The sequence below is a fragment of the Robiginitalea sediminis genome (assembly GCF_002198115.1).
Lineage (GTDB): Bacteria > Bacteroidota > Bacteroidia > Flavobacteriales > Flavobacteriaceae > Robiginitalea > Robiginitalea sediminis.
Genome location: NZ_NGNR01000002.1, coordinates 71,880 through 90,408 on the forward strand (window position 1 = coordinate 71,880; position 18,529 = coordinate 90,408).

Here is an 18,529-nt window from a genome sequence, read left to right on the forward strand (position 1 = left end):
ACCCTTACGGATTGAGAATGGTTTTTAGTTTGGTCTTGATCCGGCTCATTTTTACCCGGGCATTTACTTCGCTAATCCCGAGGGTATCGGCGATTTCCGAGTAATTCTTATCCTCCAGGTAGAGGAAGACCAGGGCTTTGTCAATATCCCCCAACTCGCGGATGGCGCTGTACATCAGCTTGAGTTGTTTTTCCTCTGTGGGGTCGTAGGGTTCCGCCCCAATGCGGTAGACTACGGTGTCGAATGCCTGTGTACGGGGCTGTTTCTTTGCCTTCCGGTACAGGGTGATAGCCGTGTTAAGGGCTACCCGGTACATCCAGGTGCTGAATTTGGAATCGCCCCGGAACTTGGGATACGCCTTCCATAACTGTATGGTGATTTCCTGGAAGAGGTCGTTATGGGCTTCCGGATTATCGGTATACAGGCTGCACACTTTGTGTACGATGTTCTGGTTTTGCTCCAGCAGGGAAACGAATTGATGTTCGAGTTCCTTTTTCACTAAGGTTGGTGTGTTTCGTCGGTTTGCTCGGATCTGACTATAAGTGTGCCCGACGGGGGAATCGTTACACTTTGGCGCATAAAAAAAGGGGGCGAGGCCCCCGTTAGGTGTCAATCCCTGTAATCCAGGGCAGGGGCGCGGTCGCCCAGCAGGGATTCGTACTGGAATCCCGGCCCGCGCCGCGTCTCAAATTCCTTTCGGGCCTCGGCCAGGATGGCAGGCTCCTGGAAGAGGTCTATGGCCGTCCCGGCCAGGGTTTTGGCGGCAATCATCATGCCCTTGACCCCAATGCTGGTACCGCCGGCGGCTACGGCCTGCCAGCTGTGTGCCGGGGTCCCCGGAACCCAGGTCGCAGCACGCATGCCCACGGTGGGCACCACAAAGCTCACATCGCCCACATCGGTAGAACCAAAGGCCCGGCTCTCCTCCTGGTAAGGGAGTACAGAACCCGCGGTCTTCTCGTCCAGTTCAATATCCATGGAGGCCGCTATTTTCCGGGCAAATTCCCGTTCCTGCTCGGTGTAGGTCATGCCCCCGACGGCTTCCAGGTTCTGGTGCATTACCTTTTGAAGGGCGAGGTTGGGGAGGATTTCAAAAACCCCGTTGATGAGTTCGTAGTCCATGGTGGTACCGGTGCCCAGGGCAGCGCCTTCGCCGGCTTTCACAATGCGGTCGAAAACTTCGCGCACCACCTCCCGGGTGTTGTGCCGGGCGTAGTAATACACTTCGGCAAAATCCGGAACCACATTCGGGGCTTTGCCCCCGTCCGTAATCACGTAATGGATTCGCGTTTCCTGGGGGATGTGCTCGCGCATCAGGTTTACCATGTGGTTCATGGCTTCCACCCCGTCCAGGGCAGAGCGTCCGCGTTCCGGTGCGCCCGCAGCATGGGCGGAAATCCCATAGAACCTGAATTTAGCCGATTTGTTGGCCAGGGAAGCCCCGGCGCTGGCCCCGTTGGCAGCCCCCGGATGCCAGTGCAGTACGGCATCCAGGTCATCGAAAAGCCCGGCCCGTGTCATATAGACTTTCCCGCCCCCGCCTTCCTCGGCAGGGGTGCCGTAGAAGCGGATGGTACCGGATGCCCCGCTGTCGGCCAGCCAGTTGCGCACGGCAATGGCCGCGGCTGCAGAGGCCGTCCCGAAGAGGTGGTGGCCGCAGGCATGCCCGGCAACGCCCCCGGCAGGTTCCTTGGCAGGGACTGCCTTCTGGGACAGTCCCGGGAGGGCGTCATATTCGCCCAGAATCCCGATTTTCGGGGACCCGCTGCCGTATTCGGCGATAAAGGCCGTGGGGATACCGGCTACCCCGGTGCGGATGGTAAACCCGGCATCCTTCAGGGTTTGCTGCAGCAGGGCGGAGCTTTTCTCCTCCTTGTATCCCATTTCGGCCCAATCCCAAATCTGCATGGCAATGTCGGCGTATTTGCCTTGCTGTGCGTCGAGGGCCGTAACGGCATTTTCCTGGGCCTTTGCCCCGGAGAGCAGCAGCAGGCCACATAAAAAGGTATAAAGTCGTTTCATAGGGTTTTGGATTTCAGTAGCCCTAAAGATACAAAGCCGCTGCTGTTGCACAAGTCCCGTTTTTCCCCTGGGCATACGCAGCGGGCTACTGCGCTTAAATGGCCTTGCGCGGGTGGAATTGTTCCACGACCTGGGTGAGGTGGCTGCGGTCTACATGCATATAGACTTCCGTTGTGGTGATACTCTCGTGGCCCAGCATTTGCTGGATGGCTCGGATATCGGCGCCGTTTTCCAACAGGTGGGTGGCAAAGGAATGCCGGAAGGTATGCGGGCTTACACGTTTGCCAATCCCGGAGCGGGCCGCCAGGTCCTTTACCACGGCAAAGACCATGGCGCGGGATAGCCGCCGCCCGTTCCGGTTCAAAAATACCAGGTCCTCACTGCCCTTTACAGGTTGCCAGCGGGGGCGGATTTCCTTCAGGTATAATTCCAGACAGCGGATATTATGCCGGCCTATAGGTACAAAACGCTGCTTACTGCCTTTGCCTGTTACTTTGATAAACCCCTCGTCGAAGAACAGGTCGCTCAGGCGCAGGTCCAGGAGTTCGGAAACCCGCAGGCCACACCCGTAGAGGGTCTCCAGAATGGCCCGGTTGCGCTCCCCTTCCGGTTTGGAGCGGTCTATGGCCCCTATGATGCGGTCGATATCCTTTACACTGAGAGTATCCGGCAGCTTCCTGCTGATCCGGGGCGATTCGATCCAGTCCATGGGGTTGTCTTCCCGGTAGCCTTCAAAAACCAGGTAGGCAAAAAAACCGCGGAGCCCGGAAATGACCCGAGCCTGGGAGCGGGCCTGCAATTGCCCCCCAATATGGTGCACAAAGGCTTCCAGGTCTTCCCGGGAAACCGATAAGGGACCCGGAGCAGGCTCCCCCTTTTGGGCGTAGTCCGCCAGCTTGCCCACATCCCGGCGGTAGTTGCTTACCGAGTGCGCAGCCAACCCTCTTTCCAGTTTCAGGTAGTGCGTATAATCGGATATGGCCTGGTTCCAGTTCACCCCGGAAAGTTACGGTTAAATATATTTTGATCTCCTTGTTGGGCGCATTCATCCAACATCTACCTTTAATCCGGTTTTACCTCCCAGCAAAGGAGTGTCAAAACGGGATGTCGGGTACCTGTGTGCCGGGGTCCCGCGGCATCCCCAAGATGATCCGGCACGTCACCTATTTCTCATTAATGAAAAAACCAATTTTATGGGTCCTGCTACTGATGGTAACAGGCACCGCAGCCCAACAGGCCAAATTTGGCGTAACTGCCGGTTACCTCAACGCCAGGGGTTCCATTAAGGCAGAGGGGATTTCTATCTCCGCAAGTGAATCCGGGTTTTACGGGGGCCTTCTCGCCGATTTTACCCTGGGCGAGACCTGGCACGTACAGCCCGAGTTGCTCTATGCTACGGTCGATGGAGGAGAGGCCCTGTTTTTGCCCATTGTCCTGCGCTATTATGTGGCACCCAAGCTCAACTTCCAGGCCGGGCCACAGTTCGTGTTTTCCCTGGAGGATGTCCCGGAGGACTTTACCGGAGTTGAGTTCGACCTGGCAGGGGGCATCGGTTTTGATATTACCGAGGACTTTTTTGCCCAGGCGCGGTATTCCTTCCAGCTAAACAACAGCTACACCGGGTCCGAAGATGTTACAGTCCGGGGTAATTACCTCACCCTCGGGTTGGGGTATACGTTCTGAGCATAGGACCACAATGCATTTGGAAGCAGGGCTCAGGCCCTGCTTTTTTTATGGCCGTTCCCATTAGGGGGCCAGGGGGCAGGCCACGGCATTTACCGGTTGTTGATCCGGTTGGATCCCGGGAAGGCTAAAAAGAACGCTACCATGAGCCCTGTTCCCGTAAATGCTTATTTTTACGCCATGAAGATCGCCATTATCAACGGACCCAACCTCAACCTGCTGGGCAGCCGGGAACCCGATTTGTACGGGAGTACCACCTTCGAAGCCTATCTGGAAGAATTGCGCAAGGCCTTCCCGGAATTGGAACTGAGCTATTTTCAGTCTAATGTGGAGGGGGAATTGGTAAACCACATCCAGCAGGCAGGTGCTGCAGCCGACGGGATTGTCCTGAATGCCGCCGCCTATACCCACACTTCCGTGGCTATTGGGGACGCGGTAAAGGCTGTGAAAGCGCCCGTTGTGGAAGTCCATATCTCCAACCTCGCCACCCGCGAACCTTTCCGGCATGTTTCCCATGTGTCTGCGGGTGCCAAAGGGGTCATCTTCGGGTTCGGGCTCAGCGGCTATGCCCTGGCCCTGCAGAGCTTTTTGCAGGATTAAAGGCGGCGCAGCAGCCTGCTTTCCACATAGAAGGTGCCGAAGGGTAGGAGGGAAGCCAGCAGGAGGTAGAAGTACCGCTTAAAACTCCAGTTCCGCTCCCGCCACAGCAGGGTCGCCATTGCGATATAGGCGATAAAAAGCGCCCCGTGTACATACCCGATGTAGATATTGGGTTCCCGTATCCCGGTCCAGTATTTCAGGGGCATGCTCAGGGCAAAGAGCAACAGGTAACTGATCCCTTCCAAAACGGCCGTCCCCCGGAAAATCTTCAACATAAGGCGGCTTTTACAGGTGGATTACTTCGTCGTAGGCATCGGCAACGGCCTCCATTACGGCCTCACTCATAGTGGGGTGGGGGTGTACCGCTTTCAGGATTTCATGCCCGGTGGTCTCCAGTTTCCGACCCAGGACGGCTTCGGCAATCATGTCGGTAACGCCTGCCCCAATCATGTGGCAACCTAGCCATTCCCCGTATTTGGCGTCGAAGATCACCTTCACAAAACCGTCGGCATTCCCGGATGCCTTGGCCTTCCCGCTGGCGGAGAAGGGGAATTTGCCCACTTTGATGTCGTACCCCGCTTCCTTCGCCTTGGCTTCTGTAAGCCCCACGGAGGCGACCTCCGGCATGCAGTAGGTACAGCCCGGGATGTTTCCGTAGTCCAGGGGTTCCACATGCATGCCTGCTAGTTTCTCCACGCACAGGATGCCTTCGGCAGAGGCCACGTGGGCCAGAGCCGGCCCCGGGGTTACATCGCCAATGGCGTAGTATCCGGGGATGTTGGTCTGGTAGTAATCATTGACCAGGATTTTATCGCGGTCGGTGGCAATGCCTACCGCTTCCAGGCCTATGTTTTCAATGTTGGTTTTGATCCCGACGGCAGAAAGGACGATATCGGCCTCCAGGATTTCTTCTCCCTTTTTGGTCTTTACGGTAGCCTTTACTCCGCTACCGGAGGTATCTACGCCGGTTACCTCGGCCGAGGTCATGATTTTGACACCCGCTTTCTTAAAGCTCCGCTCCAGTTGTTTGGAAACATCTTCGTCCTCCACCGGGACAATGTTGGGCATGTATTCCACTACAGTGACTTCGGTCCCCATGGAGTTGTAGAAATAGGCGAACTCAATCCCGATAGCCCCGCTTCCCACCACGATCATTTTCTTAGGTTGCTGGGGCAGGGTCATGGCCTCGCGGTAGCCGATGATTTTTTTGCCGTCCTGCGGGAGGCTGGGCAATTCCCGGCTGCGCGCCCCTGTGGCTACGATGATATGGCTGGCCTCATACACGGTTTCCTTTCCGTCGGACCCTTTAACGCTGACCTTCTTTCCCGGTTGGAGGGTGCCATAACCGTTAATGACTTCGATCTTATTCTTTTTCATCAGGAATTGCACCCCTTTGCTCATCCCGTCGGCTACATCCCGGCTGCGTTTAACCACGGCCCCGAAGTCCTTGTCTGCACCATCTACGGTAAGGCCGTAATCGCCCGCGTGTTTCAGGTATTCGAATACCTGTGCGGATTTCAAGAGGGCCTTGGTAGGGATACACCCCCAGTTCAGGCAGACCCCGCCCAGGTTTTCTTTTTCGATAATAGCGGTTTTAAAACCCAGTTGGGATGCCCTTATGGCGGTAACATACCCGCCGGGTCCGCTTCCTAAAACAATAACGTCGAAGGTGCTCATAGTGGATCGGTTTCTCAATTTTAGCGAGGCAAAGGTACGAAACAACCGGCAAAAAAAAGCCCCTTCAAAAGGAGGTGGCCCCTGCTTCCCCGCTGGCGGATCAGGCTTCCTTATCCGGAGGTGTGCCCCGGAGCATCTGCCGGTTGAAGGCTTCGCTTTGCCCTGGGGGAATGCTCAGGTACCGCCAGGACTCACCTTTGAGGATTTTTCCCAGAAAGACCAGCTGCCCGGCATGGGAGGCGTAATGGGCCAGCTGTCGGTTTATAGCCTCTGCCGGGGTATGCGCTTCACCGCGGATATGCAGGAGGGTCCCCTCGGGTGCCCGTTCCAACAACTCCAAGGCTTCAAACAGGCAGCCCCAGCCTTTCTCCCAATAGGCCAGCAGGGCCTCGCGGGTTGGGGGCGGGTCGGTGAACTCGCCCTCGCGGTTGCGCCAGGATTTTTCCCCGTCTTCCTCCAGGACCCGGGTCCAGCGACTGATCATATTCCCCGCCATATGGGTGGCAATAATCGCGGCGCTGTTGGAGGTCGGGGAGGGCTTCCAATAGAGCTCGGAATCGGTAAGTTGGGCAAAGGTGTTTTCCCCTAGGGATTTATAGCGTAAGAATTCGCGCCTTACGCTGGTGAAATAATCCATCGGGAGGCCCATGGGACTACTCTGAGGGGATGAAATTCAGGGCAGCACCGTTGATGCAGTGGCGCATGCCCGTGGTCTTGCGCGGCCCGTCTTCGAAGACATGCCCCAAATGGCCGCCGCAGGTGGCACAGTGTTCCTCCACCCGGATCATCCCATAGCTGCGGTCTTCCGAAAAGGCGACGTTTCCTTCTATCTCCCGGTCGAAGCTCGGCCACCCCGTCCCGGATTCGAACTTGTGTTCGCTCTTAAAGACCGGGGTGCCGCAACCGGCACATACATAGGTCCCCTCCGCTTTGTTTTTCAGCCATTCGCTGGTACCGGGGTTTTCGGTCCCGGCCTTTCTGAGGATGTAGTATTGCAGAGGGGTCAGTTCTTTTTGCCACTCGGCGTCCGATTTGGTAACCGGGTAGGCTGCAGTAGTTTCGGTAGCTGTTGTTTCATTTGCGGGGTTCTGGGAGTTCCCCTTGCAGGAAAAGGCGAGGGTGCACAGGGCTGCCAGGACAAGCGTTCTCATAGTGATGTTTTACAAGATTAGTACGTGGAGGCAGGCTGTTCCTTTCAAAAATAAGCAGAAACACAAAACCCCTGCACAAGGGCAGGGGTTTTTGGCAAAATTTTAAGGGGGGAGGTTACTCCGCCTCGATACGCTGGATGGTATTTTCTTTTACCCCCATGAAATCGAGCACGGCCTGCATGTTGGAAACATCCAGTTTGGCACCGCCCAACCCATCGGCCGGCAGGATGGCAATCCGGAATACCTGATTGTCGGTATCCCCGGGCAAAAGAGTCCCCAGGTCGAAGTCGGATTCCAGGAAAATACTCACGTCCAGGAAGGTGTGGTCGTAATTGTATTGCAGGATACCCTGGTCCAGAAGCCGGGTCTGGGGCAACAGCCTCCAGACGTCGATGGGCGCGCCGCCATCCGGGTCATCTACCTGTTCCCACAGGATGTAGACCAGGACCACGTCGGTCTCAAAGACCTCCACGGAAGGGGCATCGTCGGAAAAGACCGAGAAGAGGGTGTAATTGTTTTCGGGGGTGAAGTCGCCTACAATATCGTAAACGCTCCCCAGGATGTTAACCCCATCTGCGCCGTCCAGGCCATCGAGGCCGTCGAACCCGGGAGGGCCGGGGGGGCCTGCGGGTCCTTCGCAGGAAAGGGTGGCCACTGCCACGAGCATACCAAAGAGTAGTTTGAATGTTTTCATATGACTGGTTTTTTTAGTGTCTGAGCCCGGAAAGCGGGAACTGCTTAACAGGGTTTCAAAAAGCGTTCCAAAAAATTGGCAAAGGGAGATAAATCGATATTAAATAATTGATAAACAGTGAAATAAAAATTTAAAATTCCCATTCACCCCCCGCGAAGGTACCCCGCAAAAAAATGTATCTTTAGCTGGGGCGCCCGCGAATTCCGGTAGCGCTGCCACCAAATTACCAAAACATGAAAAAACGCCACCTGAGTTTCTGGGAAATCTGGAACATGAGTTTCGGGTTCCTGGGCATACAGTTCGGGTTTGCCCTTCAGAATGCCAATACCTCCCGTATTTTTGAAACCCTTGGGGCCGAGGTAGACGAAATCCCCATCCTGTGGATTGCGGCCCCGGTAACCGGGCTTATCGTCCAGCCCATCATCGGCTATTTCAGCGACCGCACCTGGACCCGTCTCGGACGCCGGCGCCCGTATTTTCTGGTGGGGGCCATCCTGGCGTCCATCGCGCTGTGCATCATGCCCAACTCCCCCGCCCTTTGGGTGGCTGCAGGGATGTTGTGGATCATGGATGCCTCCATTAACGTGTCCATGGAGCCCTTCCGGGCCTTTGTGGGGGACAACCTCCCGGCCGACCAGCGCACCCTGGGCTTCGCCATGCAGAGTTTCTTTATCGGGATAGGGGCGGTTGTGGGGTCCGCCATGCCGTATATCTTCACCAATTGGTTGGGGATCAGTAATACAGCACCTGAAGGGGTCATCCCAGATTCGGTGAAATGGTCCTTTTATGTCGGGGGGGCGGTGTTTTTACTGGCGGTGCTTTGGACGGTCTGGCGCTCCACCGAATACAGCCCGGAGGAACTGGAGCAGTTTGAGGACAACCAGGAATTCGAAACCCCGGAGCTTACCCCGGAAGAAAATCAGACCCGGATAAAGCGACTGGTGCGCTCCGGATCTATCCTTGGGCTTGCGGGTCTTTTAGCCACCTGGCTGCCCTATGCCTACGATTTGCAGAAGGAATTGTACATCCTCACCGTTGGGCTTATGGTGGTGGGGGTCCTCTTTTTGCTGGCCGCGGCCGTCCGGAAGCGAAAAGGCCGAAATGGTTTTGTGGTTATCATGACGGATTTGCTCTATATGCCGGTCACCATGAAACAACTGGCCTGGGTGCAGTTCTTTTCCTGGTTTGCCCTGTTTTCCATGTGGATATACACCACCCAGGCCGTAACCGGCCATATCTACGGAACTTCGGATACCACCTCCCAGGCCTACAACGACGGGGCAGACTGGGTCACCATCCTTTTTGCGGTATACAACGGGGTAGCCGCCCTGGTGGCCTTTCTCCTGCCGGTTATGGCCAAGCGGACCAGCCGGAAGGTAACCCACCTTGGGGCGCTGGTCCTGGGGGGGCTGGGCCTGATATCGGTCTATTTTATCACGGACCCGGACTGGCTGCTGCTCTCCATGGTAGGGGTAGGGGTGGCCTGGGCGAGTATCCTCTCGGTCCCCTATGCCATGCTGGCCGGGGCCCTGCCCCCCAGGAAAATGGGTTATTATATGGGGGTATTCAACTTTTTCATCGTGATTCCGCAGATGGTGGCGGCCACCATCCTGGGCTTTATCGTCAACCAGTTTTTCGACAACCAGCCGGTATATGCCCTGCTGGTAGGGGGAGGGGCCATGATCCTCTCGGGCCTGCTTACCCTCAGGGTACAGGATGAGGCGGAGGTCCGGGTAGACGGAACCTGAGATATGGATAGGGTCCATCGGGGTCTTCCCCTCTGAATGCCCAGAAATACCTATTTTTAGCCACGGGATTAACCCATTAACCAAGCTATTCCATATGCTGCCACAACAACGGGTCGTGATAGATGACATACGGCCACAATTGGACTGCGGAACGTTTTTTATCAAACGCATCATAGGCGAAGAGGTCCTGGTCTCTGCCGACATCCTGCCAGACGGGCACGATGTCATGCAGGCCGAGGTACTTTTTAAACACCAGTCCGAACGGCGCTGGGGGGAAGTGCGTATGACACCCCTGGCCAACGACCGGTGGGAGGCGGCCTTCCGGGTAGAGAAACAGGGTTTTTACCAGTATAAGGTACGGGGGTGGGTAGATTACGCCCTCAACTGGCAGCACGGTATTGAGGCCAAACTGGCCGATGGCCAGCACGTGAAGAGCGAACTGCTGGACGGGGTGAAATACCTCCGGTTTCTGGAAAAGAAGACTTCGGGAAAAGACCGCACCTATGTGCGCGGACTAATCGAGGCTTTTGAAACAGAGGAACAGTACGGCGAGGCCACTAGGGAGGCGGTTTCCCACCGCCTGCATAAGCTCTTTGTGGCGTACCCCCAGCGGTTGCTGGCCAACACCAGCAAGGAACTCCAGGTCTATGTAGACCGGACCCGGGCGCACTTCAGTACCTGGTATGAGTTTTTCCCGCGTTCTGCGGCCCGGGAGCCCGGTGCCCACGGGACCTTTGCAGACTGCGAGCGGCTCTTGCCGAGGGTTGCGGAAATGGGCTTCGATGTGCTTTATTTCCCGCCCATCCACCCTATTGGGGAGAAGAACCGGAAAGGAAAAAACAATACCACCAACGCCCAGGAAGGCGATAGCGGGGTGCCCTGGGCCATTGGGTCCCGCCACGGCGGCCACCGCCACATCCACCCCGAACTCGGCACCGAGGCCGATTTCCGAAGGCTGGTGGGCAGGGCTGCTGACCTCGGGATTGAGGTGGCCATGGACCTTGCCTTCCAGGCCGCCCCGGACCACCCTTATATCACCGAGCACCCGGAATGGTTCCGCCGCCGCCCGGACGGGACCATGCAGTACGCGGAAAACCCCCCGAAGAAATACCAGGATATCGTCAATTTCAACTGGGAGTCTGAGGCCTACGAGTCTCTTTGGAAGGAACTCCTGGGGGTCACCCTGCAATGGGTCGATTGCGGGGTGAAGATCTTCCGGGTAGACAACCCCCACACCAAACCCTATTATTTCTGGAACTGGCTGATCGGGGAAGTCAAGAAAAAACATCCGGACGTGCTCTTCCTGGCCGAGGCGTTTTCCCGCCCCAGGGTCATGCAGCAACTGGCCAAGCAGGGCTTCTCCCAGAGCTACACCTATTTTACCTGGCGGGTCCACAAGCAGGAGATCATCGAATATATGGTGGAGCTCACCCAGAGCGAAATGCGGGAGTATTACCGCCCCAATTTCTGGCCCAACACCCCGGATATCAACCCCTACCACCTCCAGGGTCAGGGGGAGGCCATGCACATGATCCGGTACGCCCTGGCGGCTACCCTCTCCGGGAACATCGGTATCTACGGCCCGGTATACGAATATATGGTTACCGAGCCCTACCCGGGCAAGGAGGAGTACCTGGACTCGGAGAAATACGAAATCAGGCACTGGGACTGGGAGGTCCGCAACAAGCTCACCCACGTGATTACGCGTATCAATACGCTGAGGAGGAAACACCCGGCCCTGCAGCAGACCAATAACATTCATTTCTGCGGGTTGGAGCACCCCCAGTTGCTGGCCTTCTACAAATGGGATGACTCCCGCCGGGACGAGATTTTGGTAGTGGTAAACCTGGACGCCCACAACACCCACCAGGGCATGGTCCGCCTGCCCTGGGAGGCCATGGGACTGGAAACCCACCGGGTGGAGGTATACGACCTGATGACCCAGGCCCACTACCACTGGCATAACGAATGGAACTTCGTAGAGTTGGATCCCGGCCTGCCATTTCATATTTTTCAGATCAGACGGTAGCAGTTATGGCGAAGAAAACAGCATCGGAAGCAGCAAATACACCCGCAGGGGAACCGAAGGCCTACCATTTTGACGTGACCTGGGAAGGCCTTATGGACCATCAGGCTTTTGTTGGGGTCTTCCTCTCGGAGGTCCTGGAACAGTACGTACAGCAACAGCGCTGGTATGGGGGTAAATCCAGCACCCTCAAGTATATTGAGCTGCAGGAATACTTCAAGATCCAGCAAGGGGCGGAGGTGTACTACGGGTTGTTGCTGGAGGTGAACTTCGAAGAGGCATTTTTCCAGCACTATTTCCTGCCCATCGCTTTTGTTTCCGATCCGGATTTTGCCAGAAAGGACCGCATTCTGCCCGTGGTGGTAGGGGGGGAGGAAGGCTTTATCATCGATGCGGTAAACCTGGAGTCGTTCCGCAGACTGGTCTACGAGCGCATTATTACCGCCGAGCCCAATGACACCACCCGGGTGCGCTACCACAAAAGCACCACCTTCGAACCCACCCCCTATGAGTCGTCCAGGCTTATGGGCCTGGAGCAGAGCAATACCTCCATCGTCATCAACGGGAAATCGGTAATCAAGTTCTTCCGCCGCATCTATGCGGACAAGAACCCGGATTACGAGATGAGCCGCTTCCTCTCCGAACGGAAGGGCTACCGGAATACCCCGGCTTACCAGGGGAGCCTGAGCATTATCGACACCGATAATGCCAACATAACCATAGCCCTGATGCAGGAACTCATCCCCAACCAGGGGGATGCCTGGGAGTATATGCTCAAGGAGCTCAACAAGATATTTGCCAACCTCGAATACAAGGGCATCCAGGTAGCCCGCCTGCCGGGTACCGAACTATTCGCCCGCCTGAAAATCCGGGACGTACCCCCGGAGATCATCGACTGGGCAGGGCTCAACATTTTCCTGAAACTGCAGAAACTCGCCCAGCGCACCGCGGAGATGCACATCGCCCTGGGGTCAGAATTCGAGGATACCGCCTTTACCCCGGAGCACTTCAATGGCGATTACGAGGTCTGGCTGAAGAACCGTCTGCTCTACCAGTTCCAGAACCGCCTCAATACGGTGGAAAACAACCTGGAGAGGCTCCAGGGGCCTTCCCTGGAGCTGGCCAAAGAATTCCTCGAGCGCAAAAACGAGATTCGCAAGCGCTTTATGAAGTTCGACTGGACCAAATTAAAGGGCGAACGCCTGCGGGTTCATGGCGACTACCACCTGGGCCAGGTCCTGGTGCGCGACCAGGATTTCTACCTCCTGGATTTTGAGGGGGAGCCGGAGAGCACCATCCGGGACCGCAAGGTGAAACAGCCCCCCCTGAAGGATATTGCCGGCATTTTCCGGTCCTTCCACTATGCGGTCTACGCCACGATTTTTAACAATGAAGGCAAGTTTCCCTACAGCCGGGAAGACCTCTTCCGGGCCGGGGAGCTTTTGTACCGCTATTTTATCGGTGTTTTTATGGAGACCTATGTCCAGCTCATCCAGGAGCACAATGTGGATATAGGGTACAGCGCCGAGCGCATCTTCCTGCTCAAATACTGCATGCTGGAAAAGGCAGTATACGAGCTGGGCTATGAAATGAATTCCCGTCCGGACTGGGCCGTTATCCCCCTGGAAGGCATCCGGAGTATTATCAACGACAAACACGACTCTTAATATGGGCCAGGTAACCCCCCACAGTTTATTTTCCGATTTCGACATCGAACTCTTCAAGGCCGGCAAGCATTTCCGCCTCTATGAAAAACTCGGCTCCCACCCGGTAACGGTAGACGGGGTAGACGGGGTCTACTTTGCCGTTTGGGCCCCTTCGGCCAAGGCGGTATCCGTAGTGGGCGATTTCAATTACTGGATGGAAGGGGAGCACCCCCTCAATGTGCGCTGGGATGCCAGCGGTATCTGGGAGGGGTTTATCCCCGGCCTGAAGACCGGCACCTTGTACAAATACAAAATCCAGTCCCACATCGGGGACGTGAAGACCGAGAAGGCCGACCCCTTTGCCCGTTATTGCGAACACCCGCCAAAGACGGCTTCGGTGGTCTGGGAGGCCGATTACGCCTGGAAGGATAAGGCCTGGATGGAAAATCGGGAGGCCCACAATACCCTGGATGCCCCCTATTCGGTGTACGAGGTGCACCTGGGTTCCTGGAAGCGCAAGGCCGATAACCAGTTCCTGACCTACAGGGAAATGGCTGAGGACCTGGTAGCCTATGTCAAAGACATGCAGTTTACCCACGTGGAATTCATGCCGGTCATGGAATACCCGTACGACCCCTCCTGGGGGTACCAGCTTACCGGGTATTTTGCGCCCACCAGCCGTTTCGGGACCCCGGAGGATTTTAAATTCCTGGTAGATGCCCTGCACCGCAGCGGTATCGGGGTCATCCTGGACTGGGTCCCGTCCCACTTCCCGGAGGACGCCCACGGGCTCGGCTTTTTCGACGGCTCCCACCTGTACGAGCACCCGGATCGTCGCAAAGGGTACCACCCGGACTGGAAAAGCCTCATTTTCAACTACGGACGCAACGAGGTGCGGGCCTTCCTGATCAGCAACGCCCTGTTCTGGCTGGACCAGTACCATGTGGACGGGTTGCGGGTGGATGCGGTGGCCTCCATGCTCTACCTGGATTATTCCCGGGAGGAAGGGGAGTGGGAGCCCAATATGTACGGGAACAACGAACACCTGGAGGCCATTTCCTTTATCCGGGAACTCAATACGGAGGTGTACGGGAACTTCCCCGGGGTGCAGACCATTGCCGAGGAATCCACGGCCTTTTCCCAGGTGACCAAGCCGGTCAGCATGGGCGGCCTGGGCTTCGGGATGAAGTGGATGATGGGCTGGATGCACGATACCCTGGAGTACTTCAAGAAGGAACCCATCTACCGCAGGCACCACCAGAACGACATTACCTTCAGCCTAACCTACGCCTTTACCGAGAATTTCATGCTCCCGTTCAGCCACGATGAGGTAGTCTACGGCAAGCAGTCCCTGCTGTACCGTATGCCCGGGGACGAGTGGCAGCGGTTTGCCAACCTCAGGACCCTCTTTGGTTATATGTTTACCCACCCGGGGAGCAAATTGCTCTTTATGGGCGGGGAATTCGGGCAGTCCTCCGAATGGAATTTCCAGCAAAGCCTGGACTGGCACCTGCTGCAATACGACTTCCACAAGGGGGTGCAGGCCGTGGTGCGCGACCTCAATGCCCTGTACCGCAGCCAGCCCGCCCTCTATGAGAAGCAGTACAGCCCGGAGGGCTTCCAGTGGATTGACTACGGGGATGCCGAAAACTCGGTGCTGGCATACATCCGCAAGGGCCATGCCACCAAGGACGACCTGGTGGTCCTCTGCAACCTCACCCCGGTACCCCGGGAGAATTACCGCATCGGGGTGCCGAAAACCCGGCAGATGAAGGTGCTGTTCAACAGCGATGCAGCGGAGTATGGCGGAAGCGGGATGGGCGTAGACAAAGTTGCCATCGACAAAACGCCTTCCCACGGGTATGACCGGTCTGTGGTACTCACCCTCCCACCCCTTTCGGCCATGATTTTACGATAACCGGCACAGCGCAAACGTTGTAGTTTATAATTGCCTCCCCGTGGGTTTTATTTTCACGGGCGAATGTCGTTTTTTTGTCAGGTTGAAAACCAGCCGCCTATGATTACCAATACGGAACTCGAGTACAAAGGCAATCTCTACCCCAAGCGGGTAGTGGAGCACAAGGAGGACTCCGGGAATTTCCTGTTCACCAGCGAAAACGGCGTCCTGCTGCAGATTTCCGTGTTGCGAAACAGCGTGCTGCGCATCCGCTACGCCACCGACCATATCTTTGAACCCGACTTCTCCTATGCCATTGCCCCGGATTCGAGCAGGGGGTATAACCAACTGAAGAAGGAGGAAACCGACGAGCATTTCCTGATTTACACCAGCAAGCTGAAGATCGAGGTGGAAAAGGAGAGCCTCCGCGTGGCCATCCATGACCTGGAAGGCAATGTGATCAACGAGGATGAACTCGGCTTCCACTGGGAGGAGAATTATGCCTTCGGGGGTAATACGGTCAAGATGAGCAAGGTGACCCAGCCTTCGGAGAGTTTCTACGGGATGGGAGACAAAGCCACCCATACTAACCTGAAAGGCCGCAGGGTAAATAACTGGGTAACGGACCAGTATGCCTTTGCCAAGGAACAGGAGCCCCTCTACAAGGCCATACCGTTTTACATTGGCCTGCACAACAATATCGCCTACGGGATCTTTTTCGACAACTCCTTCGGCACCACTTTCGATTTTTCCCACGAGCGCCGGAACATCACCAGTTTCTGGGCAGACGGTGGGGAAATGAACTATTACTTTTTTTACGGCCCGGCCATCTCCAAAGTGGTCCAGGCCTACACCGACCTGACCGGTACCCCGGAACTCCCACCCCTATGGGCCCTGGGCTACCACCAGTCCAAATGGAGTTACTACCCTGAAAAACGGGTCAAGCAGCTTGCCAGGACCTTCCGCAGGCTGAAGATCCCCTGCGACGCCATCTACCTCGATATCGACTATATGGACGGGTTCCGCTGCTTTACCTGGGACAAGAAACACTTCCCGGACCCCAAGCGGATGATTGGGGAACTGGAGCAGGACGGCTTCAAGACGGTGGTCATGATAGATCCGGGGATCAAAATAGACCGCGACTACTGGGTCTACCGGGAAGCCCTGGAGAACGACTATTTCTGCAAGCGTGCGGACGGCCCCATCATGACCGGGAAGGTCTGGCCGGGCCCTTGTAGCTTCCCGGATTTCACCAACCCCAAGGTGCGCCAGTGGTGGGCCGGGCTCTATGAAGATTTTATTAAGGAATCCGGGCTGCATGCCGTCTGGAACGACATGAACGAGCCGGCCATCATGGAGGTGCCTACCAAAACGGCGCCCCTGGATACCCGCCACGACTACGACGGTAACCCCTGCAGCCACCGAAAGGCCCATAACGTATATGGGATGCAGATGGTACGGGCTACCTACGAAGGGGTCAAAAAGTATGTCTTCCCCAAGCGCCCCTTTGTGATAACCCGGGCGGCGTATGCCGGGACACAGCGTTTTGCCTGTACCTGGACCGGGGACAACGTGGCTACCTGGGAACACCTTTGGATTGCCAATGTGCAGGTCCAGCGGATGTGCATGAGTGGGTATTCCTTTGTGGGTTCCGATATCGGCGGGTTTGCCGAGCAGCCCAACGGGGAGCTTTTTGCCCGCTGGGTGCAGCTCGGGGTTTTCCACCCCTTCTGCCGCGTGCATTCCAGCGGGGACCACGGCGACCAGGAACCCTGGTCTTTCGATGAGGAGGTTACCGGGATTGTCCGGAAATTCGTGGAACTGCGCTACCAGCTGCTGCCCTACCTCTACACCATGTTCTGGAAGTATTCCAAGGAAGGGGTCCCCATGCTGAAACCCCTGGTTTATTTCGATCAGGAAGACCCCCAGACCCATTTCCGGACAGACGAGTTTATTTTCGGGGAACAGATCCTGGTCTGCCCCATACAGGAGCCCAACGCCAAGGGTCGCCGGATGTACCTGCCCCGCGGCAAATGGCACAACTACTGGACCGGGGAAGTCCTGGAAGGGGGCAGCGAGAAATGGGTGGCGGCCGATATCGACAAGATCCCGATTTTTATCCGGGAAGGGGCCATCATCCCTATGTACCCGGTACAGCAATACGTAGGGGAGAAGATTATCGAGCAGCTCCGCCTGAATGTCTACTACAAACTGGGAGTGGAGCAATCCACCCTGTACGAGGATGCCCAGGATGGGTACGATTACAAAAAGGGCGGGTACAGCATCCGGAATTTCCGCCTGAGCGGGCGGGAGAAGGAGCTTATCATCCAGCAATATAAGGACGGCTCCTACATTACCCCCTACAAAACCCTCAAAGTGAACCTCATTGGGCTTCCCTTTAAGATCAAGAGCGTGGAGGTAGACAACCAGGAGGTAGACCTGAAATCGGTACGGCCTAATGGGGACAACACCATTGTGGTGGACAAGAACTTCAGCGAGTTGCATATTTTCGGAAGCTGATTTTTTTGTACTTTCCACTCACCATTAACCGTCATGCCGAGCATTATGAAAAAAGTTGCTTTAGCGCTGCTGGTATTCCTTTCCGTAGCCGCTTGTAAGACCAACCCCTTTACCGGGCAGAGAACCCTGAATTTTTACCCGAACAGCCAGATTTTCCCCATGGCCTTTGCCCAGTACGACCAGTTCCTGGGCGAAAACAAGGTGGTGAAGGAGACCGACCAGGCCAAGATGATTGTGCGGGTAGGGCAGCGGATCGCTTCTGCAGCTGAGCGCTGGCTGGATGCCAATGGGTATCCCGGCTACCTGAAGGATTACAAATGGGAATACAACCTGGTGGATGACCCTACCGTTAACGCCTGGTGTATGCCTGGGGGCAAGATTGTTTTTTACACAGGAATTATGCCCATATGCAACGGGGAGACCGGCGTTGCAGTAGTGATGGGCCACGAAGTGGCGCATGCCCTGGCAGACCACGGTGCCCAGCGGATGAGCGCCGGGATGCTCCAGCAAATCGGTGCTGTGGCGGGTAATGTTGCCATCCAGGATCCGCAGAAACGCAATATGTTCAACCAAGCCTACGGTTTGGGCAGTACGGTAGGGGTCATGCTCCCCTTCAGCCGGAGTCACGAGACGGAGGCAGACCGCATCGGGCTGCAGATCATGGCTATAGCCGGGTACAACCCGGATGAAGCCGCCGAGCTCTGGAAGCGGATGAAAGCCCAGAATTCCCAGGCCCCGCCCGAATTCCTCAGCACCCACCCCTCCAACGACACCAGGATTTCCAACCTCACCCAGTGGGCGCCCTTAGCTAAGGAAGAAGCGCGTAAATTCGGGGTTACCAGTTTCAAGTAGGGGGAGAACCGCC

General features: G+C 56.4%; 16 protein-coding genes. 8 read left to right on the top strand and 8 right to left on the bottom strand.

Features of this window, described 5'->3' with window-relative positions; all coding sequences use genetic code 11:
• Window positions 1-4 precede the first annotated feature (4 nt).
• The 3 genes from CA832_RS06730 to xerD all read right to left on the bottom strand — a co-directional run bounded on the left by CA832_RS06730 (window position 5) and on the right by xerD (window position 3,019).
• On the bottom strand, window positions 5-499 hold the full coding sequence (locus CA832_RS06730; protein WP_088340838.1) for an RNA polymerase sigma factor: 495 nt from the start codon (window positions 497-499) through the stop codon (window positions 5-7).
• A gap of 110 nt (window positions 500-609) precedes the next feature.
• Window positions 610-2,022: an amidohydrolase gene (locus CA832_RS06735; protein WP_088340839.1), complete on the bottom strand. Its 1,413-nt coding sequence runs from the start codon at window positions 2,020-2,022 to the stop codon at window positions 610-612.
• Window positions 2,023-2,116: 94 nt separating this feature from the next.
• Window positions 2,117-3,019, bottom strand: a complete 903-nt coding sequence (gene xerD, locus CA832_RS06740) for a site-specific tyrosine recombinase XerD (RefSeq protein ID WP_088340840.1) — start codon at window positions 3,017-3,019, stop codon at window positions 2,117-2,119.
• Window positions 3,020-3,198: 179 nt separating this feature from the next.
• Here xerD and CA832_RS06745 point away from each other — a divergent pair, with 179 nt between their 5' ends.
• Entirely contained in the window at window positions 3,199-3,705 is a 507-nt protein-coding gene (locus tag CA832_RS06745; protein ID WP_158211895.1) for a porin family protein, read from the top strand.
• A gap of 180 nt (window positions 3,706-3,885) precedes the next feature.
• A complete protein-coding gene (gene aroQ / locus CA832_RS06750) occupies window positions 3,886-4,305 on the top strand; it encodes a type II 3-dehydroquinate dehydratase (RefSeq protein ID WP_088341384.1) in 420 nt (139 codons plus the stop codon).
• Here aroQ and CA832_RS06755 read toward each other — a convergent pair.
• The 5 genes from CA832_RS06755 to CA832_RS06775 all read right to left on the bottom strand — a co-directional run bounded on the left by CA832_RS06755 (window position 4,302) and on the right by CA832_RS06775 (window position 7,827).
• On the bottom strand, window positions 4,302-4,580 hold the full coding sequence (locus tag CA832_RS06755) for a DUF3817 domain-containing protein (protein ID WP_088340842.1): 279 nt from the start codon (window positions 4,578-4,580) through the stop codon (window positions 4,302-4,304). The genes aroQ and CA832_RS06755 overlap by 4 nt on opposite strands.
• Before the next feature lie 10 nt (window positions 4,581-4,590).
• Window positions 4,591-5,982 carry a dihydrolipoyl dehydrogenase gene (lpdA, locus tag CA832_RS06760; RefSeq protein WP_088340843.1) on the bottom strand — a complete coding sequence of 464 codons (1,392 nt, stop codon included), beginning with the start codon at window positions 5,980-5,982 and terminating at the stop codon, window positions 4,591-4,593.
• Window positions 5,983-6,082: 100 nt separating this feature from the next.
• Window positions 6,083-6,631: a DUF1572 family protein gene (locus CA832_RS06765; RefSeq protein WP_088340844.1), complete on the bottom strand. Its 549-nt coding sequence runs from the start codon at window positions 6,629-6,631 to the stop codon at window positions 6,083-6,085.
• A gap of 4 nt (window positions 6,632-6,635) precedes the next feature.
• On the bottom strand, window positions 6,636-7,133 hold the full coding sequence (gene msrB / locus CA832_RS06770; protein ID WP_088340845.1) for a peptide-methionine (R)-S-oxide reductase MsrB: 498 nt from the start codon (window positions 7,131-7,133) through the stop codon (window positions 6,636-6,638).
• A 115-nt stretch (window positions 7,134-7,248) separates the two neighbouring features.
• Window positions 7,249-7,827, bottom strand: coding sequence for a hypothetical protein (locus CA832_RS06775; protein ID WP_088340846.1), 579 nt, complete (start codon window positions 7,825-7,827; stop codon window positions 7,249-7,251).
• A 233-nt stretch (window positions 7,828-8,060) separates the two neighbouring features.
• Here CA832_RS06775 and CA832_RS06780 point away from each other — a divergent pair, with 233 nt between their 5' ends.
• The 6 genes from CA832_RS06780 to CA832_RS06805 all read left to right on the top strand — a co-directional run bounded on the left by CA832_RS06780 (window position 8,061) and on the right by CA832_RS06805 (window position 18,516).
• Window positions 8,061-9,575, top strand: a complete 1,515-nt coding sequence (locus CA832_RS06780; protein ID WP_088340847.1) for an MFS transporter — start codon at window positions 8,061-8,063, stop codon at window positions 9,573-9,575.
• A 94-nt stretch (window positions 9,576-9,669) separates the two neighbouring features.
• Window positions 9,670-11,604, top strand: a complete 1,935-nt coding sequence (locus tag CA832_RS06785) for an alpha-1,4-glucan--maltose-1-phosphate maltosyltransferase (RefSeq protein ID WP_088340848.1) — start codon at window positions 9,670-9,672, stop codon at window positions 11,602-11,604.
• Between the two features lie 5 nt (window positions 11,605-11,609).
• On the top strand, window positions 11,610-13,268 hold the full coding sequence (locus tag CA832_RS06790) for a maltokinase N-terminal cap-like domain-containing protein (RefSeq protein WP_088340849.1): 1,659 nt from the start codon (window positions 11,610-11,612) through the stop codon (window positions 13,266-13,268).
• A gap of 1 nt (window position 13,269) precedes the next feature.
• Window positions 13,270-15,165 (top strand): 1,4-alpha-glucan branching protein GlgB, encoded by a 1,896-nt coding sequence (glgB, locus tag CA832_RS06795; protein WP_088340850.1) that lies wholly within the window; start codon window positions 13,270-13,272, stop codon window positions 15,163-15,165.
• Between the two features lie 99 nt (window positions 15,166-15,264).
• Complete coding sequence (locus CA832_RS06800) at window positions 15,265-17,664, top strand: glycoside hydrolase family 31 protein (protein ID WP_088340851.1); 2,400 nt, start codon at window positions 15,265-15,267, stop codon at window positions 17,662-17,664.
• A gap of 45 nt (window positions 17,665-17,709) precedes the next feature.
• Entirely contained in the window at window positions 17,710-18,516 is an 807-nt protein-coding gene (locus CA832_RS06805; protein WP_088341385.1) for a M48 family metallopeptidase, read from the top strand.
• Window positions 18,517-18,529: the final 13 nt, after the last annotated feature.